Source organism: Nonomuraea indica, assembly GCF_002850745.1.
GTDB classification, from domain to species: Bacteria; Actinomycetota; Actinomycetes; order Streptosporangiales; family Streptosporangiaceae; genus Nonomuraea; species Nonomuraea indica.
In genome coordinates, this window is record NZ_KZ559466.1 from 650520 (window position 1) to 666052 (window position 15533).

General features: G+C 70.7%; 15 protein-coding genes. 9 read left to right on the forward strand and 6 right to left on the reverse strand.

What is annotated here, in order from left to right:
- Nucleotides 1–166: 166 nt before the first annotated feature.
- Nucleotides 167–769 (reverse strand): hypothetical protein, encoded by a 603-nt coding sequence (locus CXR44_RS03060; protein ID WP_144069836.1) that lies wholly within the window; start codon nt 767–769, stop codon nt 167–169.
- Between the two features lie 66 nt (nt 770–835).
- Nucleotides 836–1297 carry a NucA/NucB deoxyribonuclease domain-containing protein gene (locus CXR44_RS42085; RefSeq protein WP_425437395.1) on the reverse strand — a complete coding sequence of 154 codons (462 nt, stop codon included), beginning with the start codon at nt 1295–1297 and terminating at the stop codon, nt 836–838.
- A gap of 205 nt (nt 1298–1502) precedes the next feature.
- Between CXR44_RS42085 and CXR44_RS03070 the strand changes: the two genes are divergently transcribed.
- The 3 genes from CXR44_RS03070 to CXR44_RS42090 all read left to right on the forward strand — a co-directional run bounded on the left by CXR44_RS03070 (nt 1503) and on the right by CXR44_RS42090 (nt 4202).
- Nucleotides 1503–1724: a FeoA family protein gene (locus tag CXR44_RS03070; RefSeq protein WP_144069837.1), complete on the forward strand. Its 222-nt coding sequence runs from the start codon at nt 1503–1505 to the stop codon at nt 1722–1724.
- Nucleotides 1725–1815: 91 nt separating this feature from the next.
- On the forward strand, nt 1816–3858 hold the full coding sequence (gene feoB / locus CXR44_RS03075; RefSeq protein ID WP_219601644.1) for a ferrous iron transport protein B: 2043 nt from the start codon (nt 1816–1818) through the stop codon (nt 3856–3858).
- Nucleotides 3855–4202 carry a FeoC-like transcriptional regulator gene (locus CXR44_RS42090; RefSeq protein WP_180903158.1) on the forward strand — a complete coding sequence of 116 codons (348 nt, stop codon included), beginning with the start codon at nt 3855–3857 and terminating at the stop codon, nt 4200–4202. The genes feoB and CXR44_RS42090 overlap by 4 nt, the downstream gene beginning before the upstream one ends.
- 213 nt (nt 4203–4415) lie before the next feature.
- Here the strand turns inward: CXR44_RS42090 and CXR44_RS03085 are convergent, their stop codons facing one another.
- The 3 genes from CXR44_RS03085 to CXR44_RS03095 are packed head-to-tail and all read right to left on the reverse strand — an operon-like array spanning nt 4416 to nt 7134.
- Complete coding sequence (locus CXR44_RS03085) at nt 4416–5135, reverse strand: GntR family transcriptional regulator (RefSeq protein ID WP_101783268.1); 720 nt, start codon at nt 5133–5135, stop codon at nt 4416–4418.
- A 47-nt stretch (nt 5136–5182) separates the two neighbouring features.
- Nucleotides 5183–6187, reverse strand: a complete 1005-nt coding sequence (locus CXR44_RS03090; protein ID WP_101783269.1) for an acetylxylan esterase — start codon at nt 6185–6187, stop codon at nt 5183–5185.
- Nucleotides 6188–6204: 17 nt separating this feature from the next.
- Nucleotides 6205–7134, reverse strand: a complete 930-nt coding sequence (locus CXR44_RS03095; RefSeq protein ID WP_101783270.1) for an amidohydrolase family protein — start codon at nt 7132–7134, stop codon at nt 6205–6207.
- Between the two features lie 29 nt (nt 7135–7163).
- On the opposite strand from CXR44_RS03095, the gene CXR44_RS03100 reads away from it, so the two are divergent.
- Nucleotides 7164–9056 carry a DUF8034 domain-containing protein gene (locus CXR44_RS03100; RefSeq protein ID WP_101783511.1) on the forward strand — a complete coding sequence of 631 codons (1893 nt, stop codon included), beginning with the start codon at nt 7164–7166 and terminating at the stop codon, nt 9054–9056.
- Entirely contained in the window at nt 9053–9958 is a 906-nt protein-coding gene (locus CXR44_RS03105) for an aldo/keto reductase (RefSeq protein WP_101783271.1), read from the forward strand. Before CXR44_RS03100 ends, CXR44_RS03105 begins: the two co-directional genes overlap by 4 nt.
- Nucleotides 9959–10003: 45 nt before the next feature.
- Here CXR44_RS03105 and CXR44_RS03110 read toward each other — a convergent pair whose 3' ends face one another.
- Nucleotides 10004–10792 (reverse strand): RraA family protein, encoded by a 789-nt coding sequence (locus CXR44_RS03110; RefSeq protein ID WP_180903160.1) that lies wholly within the window; start codon nt 10790–10792, stop codon nt 10004–10006.
- A gap of 97 nt (nt 10793–10889) precedes the next feature.
- Here CXR44_RS03110 and CXR44_RS03115 point away from each other — a divergent pair, with 97 nt between their 5' ends.
- The 4 genes from CXR44_RS03115 (at nt 10890) to CXR44_RS03130 (ending at nt 15511) form a co-directional block, all read left to right on the forward strand.
- A complete protein-coding gene (locus CXR44_RS03115; RefSeq protein WP_101783272.1) occupies nt 10890–12158 on the forward strand; it encodes an alpha-L-fucosidase in 1269 nt (422 codons plus the stop codon).
- 246 nt (nt 12159–12404) lie between these two features.
- Nucleotides 12405–13649, forward strand: a complete 1245-nt coding sequence (locus CXR44_RS03120; protein ID WP_101783273.1) for an ABC transporter substrate-binding protein — start codon at nt 12405–12407, stop codon at nt 13647–13649.
- Nucleotides 13631–14590, forward strand: a complete 960-nt coding sequence (locus tag CXR44_RS03125; protein ID WP_219601645.1) for a carbohydrate ABC transporter permease — start codon at nt 13631–13633, stop codon at nt 14588–14590. The genes CXR44_RS03120 and CXR44_RS03125 overlap by 19 nt, the downstream gene beginning before the upstream one ends.
- Nucleotides 14591–14608: 18 nt before the next feature.
- On the forward strand, nt 14609–15511 hold the full coding sequence (locus CXR44_RS03130; protein WP_101783275.1) for a carbohydrate ABC transporter permease: 903 nt from the start codon (nt 14609–14611) through the stop codon (nt 15509–15511).
- Nucleotides 15512–15533 lie beyond the last annotated feature (22 nt).

The following is a 15533-nucleotide window of genomic DNA, read 5'->3' on the forward strand; positions in this document are numbered from 1 at the left end:
ATGTCCTGCAAGGTTGAAGCGAGGTCCACGCGCGTCATGAAGGGGCTGGCGCGACCGTCCGCCACCGCAGCCCGCCGTGCCGTCAGCGCTGGCCATCATGCCTTACGCGCCTGGGCAAGATCATCTCGCGACGCGGTCCCGCAGGACGCCCCATCATCGCGCTGGATCATCGGGTTCGGCGGATGAGGTAGCGGACGTGGGGCGTTTCCAGCCACTCCTCGTCGAGTTCCCTGCCGGTGAGCCGGCCGATGGCCGTGAGGGCCGCCGTGATCATCTCCTCGGTGGGCGATCCCACGTCCACGGGAACGTCCCAATCGGTGGGCATCCGCAGACCCTCGGCGTACTCGTGCAGCAGGTCCAGGATCTCCTCCAACGGCGCGGAGAAGGTGAGCCGGCCATCGATCGCGTATTCCACGCGGTGCGCGCCATCACCGTGCCAGCCGATCGCGATGGCCCTGCCGCCGTCGCGTGAGAGTTCCGACAACCGAGGTTCTTCTGTGACGTCCATCCACTGGACCTGCACCGCCAGGGTCCAGGCGTCACAGGGGCCGACGAGGATGATCCCATCCTCGTCACCGGGCATCTCATCACCCTCGAAGCCAAGTCCGATGTCCTCCAGCGTGAGCTCCGTCGCGCCGGCTGGGTCGCCGCCGAGCCGCCGGGCGGTCTCCTCGACCGTCAGTCCTTCGGCCCAGACAGCGGCGAAGCCGTCCGCGATGTTCTCCCAGCGGGACTCGAGCAGGTCGTACAGGTGGGTGGGGTTCGACATGTCCCTCCGATCGAACGTGGTGTGCCGCTCCCCAGTCGCGGGGAGCGGCACACCAGACGGGCTGTCTCAGATCACGCTTACCCGGAAGGCGTCCTTGTGGAAGACGCGGTTCTGGGCTTCGAAGAGCTGTTTATGGTTTCCGGCGTTCTTGTTGTGCTCGATCAGCACGGGCCTGATGGAGAAGTTCCAGCTCTGCGAGTGGGGATCGTGGTCGTCCGCACGATATCCCGGCCCCTCCTTGGTGTTGTTGAACGGATACTCGTCACATTCCTTGCCCACCCTTTCGGCGGCGGTGTAGACGCGGTTGCAGATTTTGGTCTTCATGGTCTTGCTGCGGCCCCTCACGTACCCGCCGTCGGCCGCCGTCGCTGACGATCCGGCGTACGTAAGGGGGCGCGGGCTGAGGTGGCTGTTCTGGTCAGTGCTCGGTGAGGGTCGCGTAGGCGGTGGAGCGACGCAATTTCCACGGAAGCGGTGAACGAGTTCGACTCCTCGGCAGGTGTGGCGTCGTGAGACGAGAACGGCCATTCCTGCGTGTCGGGTCGAGGTGGTCGCCCGCGCGTGGTCGTAGGTCTCCGCATCGGCGGGGACGCCCTCGCGCACCTGCTGCAGGACGGGAGGGTCAGCTCGTCGGCGGCCCGTGTGAGAAAAGCCATCATGGGGTGAAATTCGGCGGGATGTCCGTACGATCAGGGAGGCAGTTTGGTTTGCCTTACCTAATCAAGAGGTTGTGATGAAGAGCGTCCGTCACCTCACTCCGCCCGCCACGGTACGACTGAAGCGCGTCGCGGCGATCCCGGAACGCGTCCGTCTGATGGAGCTGGGCTTCCTGCCTGGAACCGACATCCACGTCATGAGCCGTGGAGCGACCGGAGGCTTCCTGGTGGCGGTCGGCGACTCCCGGATCGCGATCGGCGACGGGACGGCCGGTGGGCTGGAAATCGTCGATGCGTAACAGGCCGCGGAGAGCGGGGGTCTCCGCCAGGCTGCTGGATCCGCCATGCTGTGCGGCCGACGCGGGTCAGGCCGTCGAGGGAACGCCGACCGTGGTCCTGGTCGGCAACCCCAATGTGGGCAAGTCGACGCTCTTCAACGCGCTGACCGGAGCCCGGCAGACGGTCGGGAACTGGCCGGGCAAAACCGTGCATCTGGCGTACGGCCTGTGCCACGTGCGCGCGGCCATGCCGGTCACCGTGGTCGATCTGCCGGGCACCTACAGCCTCGACCCGCGATCTCCGGACGAGGAGCTCACCAGGGACCTGCTGTGCGGCCTCCAGCACCGCCCCGACCTGGTCGTCATGGTCATGGACGCCGCCAACCTGGCGCGCAACCTGTACCTGCTCGCCCAGGTCCTGGAGGCCGGCCTGCCCGTGGTGATCGCGCTGACCATGGGGGATCTCGCCGTGGCACGCGGCCTGCGCGTCGATCCGGAGCGGCTGGCGGCCGAACTGGGGGTGCCGGTCGTGCCGGTGACCCCACGGCGGCGCACGGGGCTCGAAGACCTGGCGACCGCGGTCGCCTCCGCTCTGGAGAAGCCGGCCGTGCCCGCTCCTCCCCGCTTGGCGGCAGAGGTCGAGCAGGCGCTGGCGGCGCTGGCCCCGTTCTGCGCCGCGCTGCCGTACCCGGAGCGTCTGACGTCCACCACGGTGCTCGGCGGAGGGCGGCTTCCCGACCTGCCGCAGCCACTGCTGGACGAGGCGGTACGGCAGGCGGCCGGGCTGCTGCGGTCCGGGGCCGCAGATGCCGAGTACGGCGGCGTGGCCGCCCTGCTGGCCGAGGGACGTTACGCCTGGGCCCACCGGGTGCTGGCAGCTGTGGCCGATCGCCGGCAGGCCGGGCCGTCCTGGAGCGACCGGATCGACCGGATCATGACCTCGCGCCTTCTCGGCGTGCCGGCGTTCCTGGCCATGATGTGGATCGTCTTCGCCGCCACCACCTCGCTCGTCGCTCCCGTGCAGGACCTGCTGGGCGCCCTGTTCGACGGCCCCGTCTCCAGCGGTGCCCGCGGACTGCTGGACACGCTCGGCGCGCCCGCCTGGATGACCGGCCTGCTGGTCGACGGCCTGATCAGCGGGGTCGGCCAGCTGCTGACCTTCGTGCCGCTCATGGTCGTGATGTTCGTGCTGCTGACCCTGCTGGAGGACTCGGGGTACATGGCCAGGGCGGCGTTCGTCGCCGACCGGCTGATGCGGCTGCTCGGCCTGCCCGGGCGGGCGTTCCTGCCGATCATCGTGGGTTTCGGCTGCAACGTCCCGGCGCTGTCGGCCACCCGGATACTCGGCCAGCCAGGACAGCGCCTGCTGCTGGGGCTGCTCCTGCCGTACGTGAGCTGCACCGCCAGACTGACCGTCTACGTGCTGGTGGCCACGGTCTTCTTCGGCCGGGCGGGCGGCACCGTCGTCTTCGGCATGTACCTGCTGTCCATCACCCTGGTGGTGCTGGTCGGCCTGCTGCTGCGCCGTACGCTCTTCCGCGATCTGGCGGAGGAGTCGTTGCTGCTGGAGTTGCCGCCGTACCGGATGCCGTCCGCGCGCGTGGTGGCCAGGCACACCTGGCGCAAGCTGTCCGGCTTCCTGCGGACGGCGAGCACGGTCATCGTCGGGACGGTCACCGCGGTGTGGCTGCTGGCGGCGATCCCGGTCGGCGGGGCGGCCGGATTCGGCGAAGCCCCGATCGAGGACAGCGCCTTCGGCGTGGCCTCCGCCGCCGTGGCGCCTGTCTTCGCTCCGGCGGGGTTCGGGGACTGGCACGCGGTGGCGGCGCTGGCGACCGGATTCGTGGCCAAGGAGGCGGTCGTCTCCACGATGGCGCAGACCTACGGCGGCACCACGCCGGAGGACGTGACCAGGCCGGGCGCCCTCGGACCGGCGCTGCTGGAGACGTTCGAGCGTTCGTCCGGCGGCCACCCGGGCGCGGCCGCCCTGGCGTTCCTGGTGTTCCTGCTGGCCTACACCCCGTGCATGGCGACCCTGGCGACGCAGTGGCGGGAGATCGGCGGCCGGCTCACCCTGCTCGGCGTCGTCATGCAGCTCTCGGTGGCCTGGCTGCTGGCCCTGGCCGTCTTCCAGCTCGCCCGGATCGTCCTGTGACGCCGCCCGGCGCGCTCCGGCGGGTCCTGGCCGAGATCACCGCCGCGCGCGGCACCGCGCACCTGGGCGAGATCGCCCGGCGCGTCGGGGTCAGTCTCGAAGAGGCGCGGTCCATGGTGGACTACTGGGTCGGTCAGGGCCGGCTGTCCAGGGACGAGATCGGGGGCGGCTGCCCGCCGCAGGGGTGCGGCGGCTGCCCGGGTGCCGTCACCTGCACGATCCCCGGCGACGGCGACGGTCCTACGCTCCTGGCGATCACGGCAACGCCCCGGCCCGCCAGATCCACGGAAGGCTCAGGTTCAGCGCCGAGGCGAGCAGCACCCACGCGAGCATGGCTCGGATGAGTCCTTCCGGCCGTGGAGGAGCTCGTCCTGGCCGGGACGGTCGAGGCTCCTCCTCACGATGGCCGCCTCAGCGACCGGTCAGGAGCTGGGGCCCGGCTTCTGCGCCTCCGATGCGGGCTCGAGGCGGGCGGTGAAGGCTGACGGCGGCGGAAGCGGTCACGACGGCGGCGAGGCCGACGACGATCAGTGGGGAGGCGGTCGGTGGGGAGGCGGTCAGTGGGGGGCGGGCTTTCTGCGGGTGCGGCGGTCGGGTACGGGGGCGCGACCGGCGGCGTGGTCGGCGAACGCGTCGGCGGCCTTGGCGCCGTCGCCGTCGCGCAGCAGCAGGACCAGGCGCCCGTGCTCGTCGGCCATCGCCCGCCAGTCGCCCTCGAAGAGGGGGTCGGCGATGGCGCGCAGCGCGCGCAGGTTCGGCTCCAGGACCTCCCACATGCGGGTCAGGAACGGGTTTCCGGCGATCTGGACGACCCGGGTGTGGAAGGCGATGTCGATGTCACGGAACCTGCCGACGTCGTTGACCTCCACCGCCTGACGCATCTGGGCGACGAGCGCCTCCAGTTCGGCGAGGTGTTCGTCGGTGACGCGCTCGGCGGCCATCGTGGCGGCCAGCCGTTCGAGCGGCTCGCGTACCTGGCGGGCGTGTTCGGCGTCCTCGGTGGAGATCTCGACGACGAAGTTGCCGCGCCGCGGGACATGCACGAGCAGGCCCTCCCGCGCGAGTTGCTTGACGGCTTCGCGAACCGGCGCTTGACTCACCCCGAGACGGCGTGCGATCTCCGACTCCACCACGCGGTCGTTCGGTGCGAGCTCGCCCTCGACGATGGCCTGGCGGAGGAGCTCGTACACCCGATCGGAGATCAGGGTGGGGCGAACCGAGTCCTTGCTCGTGGCCAGCCTGGAGGCGAAGTCACTCACTTGCCGTGTCGATGCCATGAATTCCCCATCGTGCGCCGTCGCGTCCCCCTGCTCATGATAATTGATCATCGCCTAGCAGGTATCGATTGTGACTCTTCCAGCCGTGCGGCCAGCCACGCCAGCTTGACCACCTCGTGGTCGGGTCCGCCGCCCTCGTGGTCGTTGAACGGGTAGACGCGGATCTGCTTGCCGGTCGCCGGCATCGCGCGGCGCGCTCCGTAATGGTTGAACGCCGCGTAGACGGTGGACGGCGGGCAGATGCGGTCCATCAGCCCGACGGAGAAGAGCGCCGGGGCCGTGGCCCGCCGGGCGAGGGTGGCGCCGTCGAAGTAGGACAGCGTGCGCATCACGGTGGCGGCGTGCTCGCGGTGCAGCTTCACGTACCTGGTGATCTCCGCGTAGGGCGGCTGGTCGGTGAACGTGGCGGCGCGCGGGAAGTGACAGAGGAACGGCACGTCGGGCAGGACGGCGAGCAGGTCGGGGACGAGACCGGCCACGGCGAGGGCGATGCCGCCGCCCTGGCTGGTGCCGGTCACGGCGACTCTGGACGGGTCCACCGCCGGATGCGCGCGCACCGCCGCCACCGCGCGCACCGCGTCGGTGTACAGGCGGCGGTAGTAGTAGCGCTCAGGGTCGAGCACGCCGCGGGTGAGGAAACCGGGCGCCGCGACGTCGCCGGTCGCGGTGTCGGGGTCGGGGGTGTCACGCCCCTGGCCGCGGGAGTCCATGACGAAGTGCGCGTAGCCGGCGCACGCCCAGAGCCGTTTCTCGTGGGGCACGCCGCGCCCGCTGCCGTATCCGAGGTACTCCACGACGGCGGGGAGGGGGCCTGTCCTGGTGGCGGGCAGGTGCAGCCATCCTCGGACGGGGTGGCCGCCGAAGCCGGCGAAGGTGACGTCGAAGGTGTCGATCGTCGCCAGCCCGTTCGCCACCGGGTCGGCCTTCGTCCGCAGGTCGAAGCCGTCGTTGTCGGCGAGCGTCTTCGCCCAGAACGCGTCGAGATCGGGCGGCTCCGGCAGGACCGGCACGTACTGCTCGAGCTGCTCCTGGGGGAGGTCGAAATGGGCCATCGTCAACCAATCATCGTTTATCGATCGTCAACCGTCGCATCGAAGCAGGGGCCCCGATCGTTGTCAACCCGGGCTGCCAGGCCGTAGACGCGTTCGGCGGTGGTGCGCAGCACCCGCAGGAGTTCGCCGTCATCCACCCCGCGGAGACCTCGCCGCGCCAGCCGCAGCGACGCGGCCCGCGATCCCCGGCTCAGGCAGATCGGCCAGTCGGAGCCGACCATGCACCGGTCGGGGCCGAACGCGTCCACCACGTGGGCGACCAGGTCCGCCACCTGCTCCCCGGGCACGCCGTGCTGCTGAGTGAGCAGACCGGAGATCTTCATGATCACGTTGGGCACGCGGGCCGCCCGGCGCACCTGCTCACGCCACTCGCCCGGGCCGGCGGTCCGCAGGCTGGGAGGGTTGCCGAGGTGGTCAACGACCACGGTCAGTCCGGGATGCCGGGCCGCGACCCCGGCCGCCACCGGGACGGCGGCGTGGTGCAGGTTGAGTTCGAGAGCGACACCGCGTGCGGCCATGGCGGGAACGAGTGCCCGCGCGGAGGCCGGTGTGGCGTCCCAGGACGCGCCGCCGAGCCGCATCCCGTTCGGGCGCGTCTCCGCCAGGAGCTCGGTGAAGCGTGACGGGCCGAGGTCCGCGCAGGAGTTCAGGTTGCCCACGTGACCGAGAAGCAGATCCGGGTGACGCAGGCGCAGGTCGTGCAGGAGGACGTTCTCGCCGTGGTCGCCGCGGGAGGCCTCGACCAGGATCGCGCCGGTCAGCTCCAGGCCCGCGCCCGACTCGGCCAGGTCGGCGGCGGTGAACGTCCGGTGGTGCAGCGAACCCGGCTGGATCCATGGATATCCGCCATCCACATCCCATAGGTGGACATGACAGTCGATCACATCGTCTCCAGGCGTTTGTCCAGTATTGACACACCGATTCGGGCTCATGAAGATTCTAATCATCGGCTATCGATGAACGATTGGTGTTCGCCATGCACATCTCACACCCGCCGGCGCTGCGGGCGAGCCGCTCCCTCACCACCCCGCCCCGGTGGGCCGAACTGCAACGGGAGCTGTTCGCCGTCCAGGACAAGGCGTGGCGGATCTTCGCCGACCGCTACACCGAAGGCGACGGGCGGCTGGTGTTCCGCGACACGCTGGGGCAGGGCCTCGACGGCCGCGACGGCGTGGACGACTTCTACGAGGCGTTCTTCAACTGGCCGACCCTCTACCTGCTCGGCGGCAGCGCGGACGTGCTCGCCGCGGCGCGCCGGCACTGGCGTGGAGTCACCGGCCAGCTGACCGAGATGGGCATGCTGGTGGACGGCTTCGAGCGTGGCTACGACTGGTTCCACCAGGGCGAGGGGCTGCTGCTGTTCTACGGGCTCTGCCTCGCCACCCCGGACGACGGTGAGCTCGGGGAGCTCGCCGCCCGCTTCGCCGATCTCTACCTGCCCGGAGGGCCCAACTACGATCCCGAACACCGGATCATCCGCGCACCGCACAACGGCGCCGCGGGGCCGCGCTGGGGCTTCAGCGACGGCGACGTCTACTTCCCGTGGAGCCTGGCGCTGCGCCCCTACGGCCTGCCGCTCGACTGGATCGACGAGGCCGCGCCGTTCGACGACCTGGCCGCCGATCCGGAGCGGGCACGGGCCTACGGCAGGGTCATGTGGGACCGCATGGGACGCGGCGACACGATCGTCAACCTGGCCGCGACCAGCCTCGTCACCAACGCCCACCTCCTCGGCGGCGCACCTCGCCACGCCGCGTGGGTGGTCGAGTACGTGGACGCCTGGCGCGACCGCATGGCCGGCCGCGACGTCGTGCCCGACAACGCCGGGACGCACGGGATCGTCGGCGAGCACCTGGACGGCCGCTGGTACGGCGGGCACTACGGCTGGTCGTGGCCGCACGGCCTGCCGCCGGTGGGCACCGCCGCGATCGTCGGCGCCACCAACGCGATGTTGCTGACCGGCGACCGCTCCTACCTGGAACTGGCGCGCAACCCGCTGGACGTGGTGCTCCGCCACGCGGCGCCCATGCGGCCGCGCGAGGTGTCCACGATCACCAAACGCTGGCGGCCCCACCTGCGTGGGCTGGAGGGCGAGCCGACGCTCCTGGCCCCGATGCGCCGCGACGACTCCGGCTGGTTCGACCACAACGTGATGCCGACCCAGCTGCCCGTGGCCCTGTGGCAGTTCAGCCGGGACGCCGCCGACCGGGAGCGCGTCGACCGGCTGCGCGAGGGGGCGAGCTGGGACTGGACGGCGGTGCACACCCAGCGCACCAAGGAGGAGTCGGGCCACGAGGAGCCCTGGTACGAGTACCTCTCCGGCCGCAACCCCGGCTTCCCCGAGCGCATGCTGAGCAGCGCCATCGACTCGTGCGCCGAGCGGGTCGAGTCGATCGTCAACGACCCGGTGGATCCGGCCGTCGGCCCGGACGCGTTCGGCATCCACGACTGGCAGGACCGCAACCCGGTCGTCACGGAGGCGCTGCTGCAGCTGACCACCGGCTCCCCGCAGGTGCTCTACAACGGCGGCCTGGCCCAGATGCACGTGCGCTACTTCGACGCCGACCGCCGCCGGCCCGGGCTGCCCCCGGACGTGGCCGCGCTCGTCTCCAGCATCGATCCCGCCGGCACCGTGGTCGAACTGGTCAACCTCGGCGCCGCGCCGTGCTCGCTCGTGGTGCAGGCGGGCGCGTTCGCCGAGCACCGCCTTCACACGGTACGCGCCGACGACGAGGCGCCCCGGCCGGTCGAGGGACCGTACGTCGGCGTGCGGCTGCCGGGGGCGACGCAGGTGCGGCTGACGCTGACCATGACACTGCGCGCCGGGACGCCCACCTACGCGGCCCCGCCGTGGGAGGTCGCGCGATGACGATCGCCCTGCCCAGGCTGGGCCTCGGCACCGCCCCCATCGGCAACCTCTTCCGCGAGGTGAGCGAGCGGGACGCGGCCGCCACCGTGGCCGCCGCCGCCCGCGAGGGCCTGACGTACTTCGACACCGCCCCCCGCTACGGCCACGGCCTGGCCGAGGACCGGCTGGGCCGGGCCATCGAGGCCGAGGGCGTCACCGCGCCGGTGATCTCGACCAAGGCCGGCTGGCTGCTGAGGCCCGGGGAGCGGGTCGTGACCGACTGGACCGAGCGCGGCCTGCGCGAGTCGCTGGAGTCGAGCCTGCGACGGCTGCGCCGCCCGGCGGTCGACATCCTGTACCTGCACGACCCGGACGACTTCCCGGACGAGGTCCGCCGGACCGGCTATCCGGCGGCGCGCCGGATCCGTGAGGAAGGTCTGGCGGGGGCCGTCGGCTTCGGCATGAACCACTGCGAGCCGCTGGCGGCGTACGTGGCGGAGTTCGACGTGGACGTGGTCCTCGTTGCCGGGCGGTTCTCGCTGCTCGACCACGAGGCGCTGGCGACGCTGCTGCCGCTGTGCCTGAGCACCGGCACCACGGTGGTGGTGGGCGGCGTGTTCAACACCGGGCTGCTGGCCGACCCGCAGCCGGGCGCCATGTTCCACTATCGCCGGGCGCCCGCGGACGTGCTCGCGCGTGCGCAGCGGTGCCGTGCGGTCTGCGCCGAGTTCGGGGTCCCGCTCGCCGCGGCGGCGCTCCAGTTCCCCTACCTGCATCCGGCCGTGGGCTCCGTCGTGGTGGGGTGCCGGTCGGCCGACGAGGTGAGCCGGAACGCCGAGGCCGCGCGGACGGAGATCCCGCCGGAACTGTGGCACCGCCTCGCCGAGGAGGGCTTCGTCCCGCCGGAACTGCTGGAGACGTGACCTGGCCGGGAGACCCGCCGGTCCCCGGCGGGTCTCCCGGGCCGGTCAGCCCGCGTCGCGGCTGGCGAGGGACTCCTCCAGGCCGGCCCCGGTCAGCGGGTAGTAGTCCGACAGCCGCCCGCCCTCGTCCAACCGGCGACGGGCGAACTCCTCGCGGTCCTGGTGCAGCAGGGAGTCCTCGGCCAGCTCGACGGCGCTGCGCTGCGGCACGACGACCGCGCCGTCCTCGTCGGCGACGATGAGGTCCCCGGGCGTCACCAGCGCGCCGCCCACCCCGACGGGGACGTTGAAGGCCGAGGGGAACAGCTCCGTCTGGGAGGCGTAGTGCGGCGTCACCCCCGTGCACCAGATGGGCACGCCTAGGGCGCGCACCCGCGCGGCGTCGCGAATCCGGCCGTCCACCACGATGCCCGCGCCGCCGCGCAGCTTGAAGTAGCGGACCAGCATGTCGCCGAGGCAGCCGGTGAAGTGGCTGGCCTGGGCCGAGACGACGAGCACGTCACCCGGCCTGATGGACTCCAGCACCGCCCACAGCGCGGTCCTGCGTTCGGCGTCCTCCTGCTCACCGCCGGAGAAGACGTCCTCGCGCTGCGGCAGGAACTGCAGCGTCACCGCTCCCCCGGTGATCCGCACGTCCGGCTCCCGGTGCAGCGGCACGGGTCCGTCGATGAACGTGCGGGTGATGCCCATCTGGTGCAGCTTGGCGCAGGCGGTGGCCGCGCTCACGTCGGCGAGCGCCTCGACCATGCGCGCCGTCGGCCGGACGAAGGGCGAGGACTGCGCCGGCCCCAGCATCGTCTCGTAGGTCTCCGTGCCGTGCCCGTTCGTGTTCATGCGATGCCCTCACCCAACAACGTCGACAATTATCGCCTATCGATGGTAGATGTAACTGCCGACCGGCGAGGGCTGTCAACCGTGAGAGGAGACGCCAGTGTCAGGCAGGTCCGAGGAGGGGTCCGCGTGGTTCCCGGCGGCGCGTTTCGGATTGTTCGTCCACTTCGGGTTGTACAGCCTGGCCGCCCGGCACGAGTGGGTGCGCAGCCGCGAGGCGATGACCGACGCCGACTACGACCGCTATCTCGAGCGGTTCGACCCCGACCTGTTCGACGCCGCGGCGCTGGCCAGGGCGGCGCGCGAGGCCGGGATGCGCTACGCGGTGCTGACCGCCAAGCACCACGACGGCTTCTGCCTGTTCGACTCGAAGCTCACCGACTACACCTCCGCCCGCGTGACCGGACGGGACCTAGTCGCGGAGTTCGCCGAGGCCATGCGGGCGGAGGGACTGCGGGTGGGCCTGTACTACTCGCTGCTGGACTGGCGCCACCCCGACTTCACCGTCGACCGGTACCACCCGCTGCGTGACGGCGTGCGCCCGGAGGAGGCCGCCGGGCGCGACATGGCCCGCTACCGCGCGTACATGCGCGGGCAGGTGCGCGAGCTACTCACCGGCTACGGCCCCGTCGACCTGCTCTTCTTCGACTTCACCTACCCCGCCAAGGGACCCGCCGAGTGGGGCGCGGAGGAGCTCATGGCGATGGTCCGCGACCTGCGGCCGGGGATCGTCGTCAACGACCGTCTCGGCATCCCGGGCGACTACGTCACGCCCGAGCAGTACCAGCCCGACCGGCCGCTCACCCGCGACGGCGCCGAGGTCATGTGGGAGGCGTGCCACACGCTCAACGGCTCGTGGGGCTACGACCGCGACAATCACGACTACAAGAGTCCGGACCTGCTGGTGCGCATGCTCGTGCAGTCGGTCGCCTGTGGCGGCAACCTGCTGCTGAACGTCGGGCCCACGGGACGGGGGGCGCTGGACCCGCGGGCGGCGCAGACCCTGCGCGCGATCGGGGCGTGGATGTCCCCGCACGCCCGAGCCGTGCACGGCGCCGGGCCGAGCGCGTTCGAGCCGCCGCCGAACTGCCTCTACACCCAGCGGGGAGACCGCCTCTACCTCCATCTGCTCGCCTGGCCGCTCAGGCACGTCCACCTGCCCGGCCTGGCCGGACGCGTACGGTACGCGCAACTGCTCCACGACGGCTCGGAGGTGCGATTCGACGAGCTGGACGGCGCCGGGCACGAGCACAACAACCTCGCCCCGCCGGGCCGGCCTCCGGGGACGCTCACCCTGACGCTGCCCGTCGTCCGGCCGGAGGTGCTGCTTCCGGTCGTCGAGCTCGTGCTGCGCGACGAGAGCCGCTGACCTCACCGGACGGCCCGCACGAAATGCCCCTTGTACAAGTGAGGTGGGCGAAATACTATCCCTATCGATAGGCGATTAACGATCTCCTTCTGGCAGAACTCCGTAAGGCGGCGGTCCCCCGGACCACCGGCCCCTCCCCGGACGGGGACTCGCGGAGCGTCTCGCCGATGGACGACCCGAGCCGGTGGGGGCCAGGCCCGGTGGGTCCCGGGAACCACACTCGATCAAGGAACGAAGAAGAGGCACATGAACAGGTGGCGATTGCTGGCGGCCGCGGCGACGACCCTCGCAGTAACGGCGACGTCGGCGTGCGGTGGCGGCGGCAACTCAGGCGGCGAATCCGGGAAGACCACGCTGCGCATGATCGTCAACATCACCCCCAACCTCACGGAACAGTTCTGGAACAAGCTGTTCGACCGCTACGAGGCCAAGAACCCGGGCGTGACGGTGCAACTGGAGCTCACCGGCACGATCCAGGCCGAGGCCAAGCTGCGGCAGGACCTGGCCGCGGGCGACCCGCCCGACATCGCGCAGCACGTGGTGCCCACCCCCGAGACGGCCGAGCTCTTCGTCGACCTGTCCGGCGAGCCGTGGGCGGCCAAGACCCCCCTGTTCCAGGACTACGCCATCGGCGGCAAGCACTATGTCGTCGGTGTCGGCGAGCAGATCCAGTCGCTGGTCTTCTACAACAAGAAGGCGTTCGCCGAGGCCGGCCTGGACGCCACCAAGATCCGCACCATCGCCCAGTTCGAGGACGCGATGGGCAGGCTCAAGAAGGCCGGCTACGTCCCCCTGCAGACGGCCGGCCAGTGGGTCACCGGGGCGCAGTTCTCCATGCTCGCCGACGCCGGTGTGCTCACCGCCGATCCCGAGTGGACGGTCAAGCGGAAGAGCGGCCGGACCACGTTCGCCGGCAGCGGCTACATGCGCTACTACGAGCTCTACAGGTCATGGCTCGACAAGGGGTTCCTCGACAAGAGCTCGCTCGGGCTCCAGTACCCCGACGGCCAGGCCGCGTTCCTCCGCGGCGACTCGGCGATGTACATCATGGGCTCGTACTTCGTGCCGGCGGCGGACGAGGCGGGCAAGAGCGACGACATCGGCGTCTTCCCCGTGCCGTCGGACGGCGCCCACCCGCCCGGCCAGTTCGGCAACATGGCGCAGCCGTACACCGTGGTCGGGCAGTCCGACAACCGGGAGGCGGCGATCGATCTGGTCGAGTGGCTGGTGACCGACGCGGAGGCCATCAAGATCCAGCTCGCGGCCGACGGCAACCTGCGCAAGGGGTTCGCCTACGACGTCTCCAGTCTCGGGGACGGCGTGCAGACGATCCTCGACCAGGCTCCGTTCGTGATCGTCAAGCAGGGCGAACGCCAGCCGGTCCAGGGCTACCCCGAGGAGCTGAACACGCGGATTCAGTCCCTGTTCACCGGCTCCTCCGCCGGTGACGTCGCGGCGAAGCTGGATCAGTGGTGGGACTCGCAGGGCTGAACACGGACTCCGTGCGGCTGCCCGCACCGAGTCCCGAAGCCGACCGCAGGGCGCCGAGCAGCCGGCGCCGCCGCCTCCGCGACGCGGCGACGAGCGCGGGCATGCTCGCCCCCGCCGTCGTGGTGTACACGGTGATGACCGTCGTCCCCGTCATTGTGGCCCTGTACCTCAGCCTCACCGACTGGAACGGCTTCTCGTCGGCGACGTTCGTCGGCCTGGAGAACTACGCGCGCCTGTTCGACGATCCGGACACCACGCGAGCCGGGCTGGTCACCGCGATCGTGGCCGTCTTCGGGGCCGTGGGCATGCTCGGGCTGGGCCTCGTCTACGCCCTGCAGCTCAAGGAGCGAAGCTGGTCCAACTCGTTCTTCCGGACGCTCGCGTACTACCCGCACGTGATCAGCGCGCTCATCCTGGGCTTCCTGTGGAGTGCCATCCTCGGCACCAACGGCGCGATCAACGCCACCCTCCGCGATCTCGGGATCGGTCCCGTCGGCTTCCTCTTCGACGAGAACCTCGCGGTGATCACCCTGGTGGGCGTCATCGTGTGGGCGGGATTCGGCTTCAACGTGGTGTTGTTCGTCGCCGGCCTGCAGACCGTGCCGCGCGAGCTCGTCGAGGCCGCCCAGATCGACGGCGCGTCACGTCGGCAGATCAACCGGAGGATCGTCATCCCGATGATCTCACCGGTGGTGACCGTGGCCATGGTGCTCAACCTTGTCGGACTGATCAAGGTGTACGACATCGTCGTCAGCCTCACCGACGGTGGTCCGGCCGGGTCCACCGAGACCATCGCCTACCTGATCCTCAACCGGTCGTTCGCCGGCACGGACGTCGGGTTCGCCACCGCCCAGGCCGTGGGGCTCATGGTGGTGTCCGCGGCGCTCTCGGTCGTCGTCACCGCCCTGCGCAACCGGCAGGACCGGGCCGCGGCGAGCTAAGCACCCTCAGGAGCCCCCATGACCCTCAACCTCTCCCCCGGCGCCGCGCGCACCGCCCCACCGGCGCCGGCGAAGCCGCCCACGGCCGGGCGCGGGCGCCCGTCGCCGATCCGCATCGCGCTCCTGACGCTGCTGTTCGCCGTCATGACGGTGCCGGTCTACCTGCTGCTGGTCAACAGCTTCAAGTCGCAGCAGGACATCCAGAGCAGCCCGTTCGCCCTGCCGTTCGCCAGGGTCTCGCTGGAGTACCTCGAAGCCGCGATCCACAGCCCGCAGTACAACGTGCTGCGCAGTTACGGCTTCACGCTCCTGCTGGTCGTGGCCGTCGACGTCCTGTGCATCCTGTTCGCCGGGCCGGCCGCGTACGTGATCGCGCGCAGCCTCAAGCGGCGCACGCAGATCCTGTTGCTCTTCTTCCTGGCCGGCACCTTCATCCCCTCCGCGGCCCTCATCGTGCCGCTGATCCACGTGCTGCGCGCCATCGGGCTGGGCAACACCGTGACCGGGCTGATCCTGCACGACGTCGCCATGACGCTCCCGGTGAGCATCTTCCTGTTCGTCGGCTTCATCCGCACCGTCCCCAGGGACATCGACCACGCCGCCGCGATCGACGGAGCCGGTCGGCTGCGGACGTACTGGCAGGTCATCTTCCCCCTGACCCGCCCGGCCGTCATCACGGTGCTGATCCTGAACTCGATCGGGATCTGGAACGACTTCATCAGCCCGCAGATCCTGCTGAGCCCGGGGTCCGGCACCTACACGGTGACCACCGCCATCTACGCCGGCATCAGCCAGTACTCGACCGACATGACCAAGGTCTTCCCCAACCTCCTCCTCGCCGTGGCACCGGTGATCATCTTCTTCGTCTACATGCAGCGTCACATCATCAGCGGTCTGACGGTCGGCGCGCTCAAGGGGTGAGCCGCCGGCCCGTCCCCATGGC

Excerpts from the sequence above, each read along its gene's own strand:
- CXR44_RS03070 (WP_144069837.1), top strand. The coding sequence starts at position 1,503 with ATGAAGAGCGTCCGTCACCTCACTCCGCCCGCCACGGTACGACTGAAG.
- CXR44_RS03090 (WP_101783269.1), bottom strand. The coding sequence starts at position 6,187 with ATGGCCCATTTCGACCTCCCCCAGGAGCAGCTCGAGCAGTACGTGCCG.
- CXR44_RS03095 (WP_101783270.1), bottom strand. The coding sequence starts at position 7,134 with ATGATTAGAATCTTCATGAGCCCGAATCGGTGTGTCAATACTGGACAA.
- CXR44_RS03110 (WP_180903160.1), bottom strand. The coding sequence starts at position 10,792 with ATGAACACGAACGGGCACGGCACGGAGACCTACGAGACGATGCTGGGG.
- CXR44_RS03105 (WP_101783271.1), top strand. The coding sequence starts at position 9,053 with ATGACGATCGCCCTGCCCAGGCTGGGCCTCGGCACCGCCCCCATCGGC.
- CXR44_RS03085 (WP_101783268.1), bottom strand. The coding sequence starts at position 5,135 with ATGGCATCGACACGGCAAGTGAGTGACTTCGCCTCCAGGCTGGCCACG.
- CXR44_RS03130 (WP_101783275.1), top strand. The coding sequence starts at position 14,609 with ATGACCCTCAACCTCTCCCCCGGCGCCGCGCGCACCGCCCCACCGGCG.
- CXR44_RS03120 (WP_101783273.1), top strand. The coding sequence starts at position 12,405 with ATGAACAGGTGGCGATTGCTGGCGGCCGCGGCGACGACCCTCGCAGTA.
- CXR44_RS42085 (WP_425437395.1), bottom strand. The coding sequence starts at position 1,297 with ATGGCCGTTCTCGTCTCACGACGCCACACCTGCCGAGGAGTCGAACTC.
- CXR44_RS03060 (WP_144069836.1), bottom strand. The coding sequence starts at position 769 with ATGTCGAACCCCACCCACCTGTACGACCTGCTCGAGTCCCGCTGGGAG.
- CXR44_RS03100 (WP_101783511.1), top strand. The coding sequence starts at position 7,164 with ATGCACATCTCACACCCGCCGGCGCTGCGGGCGAGCCGCTCCCTCACC.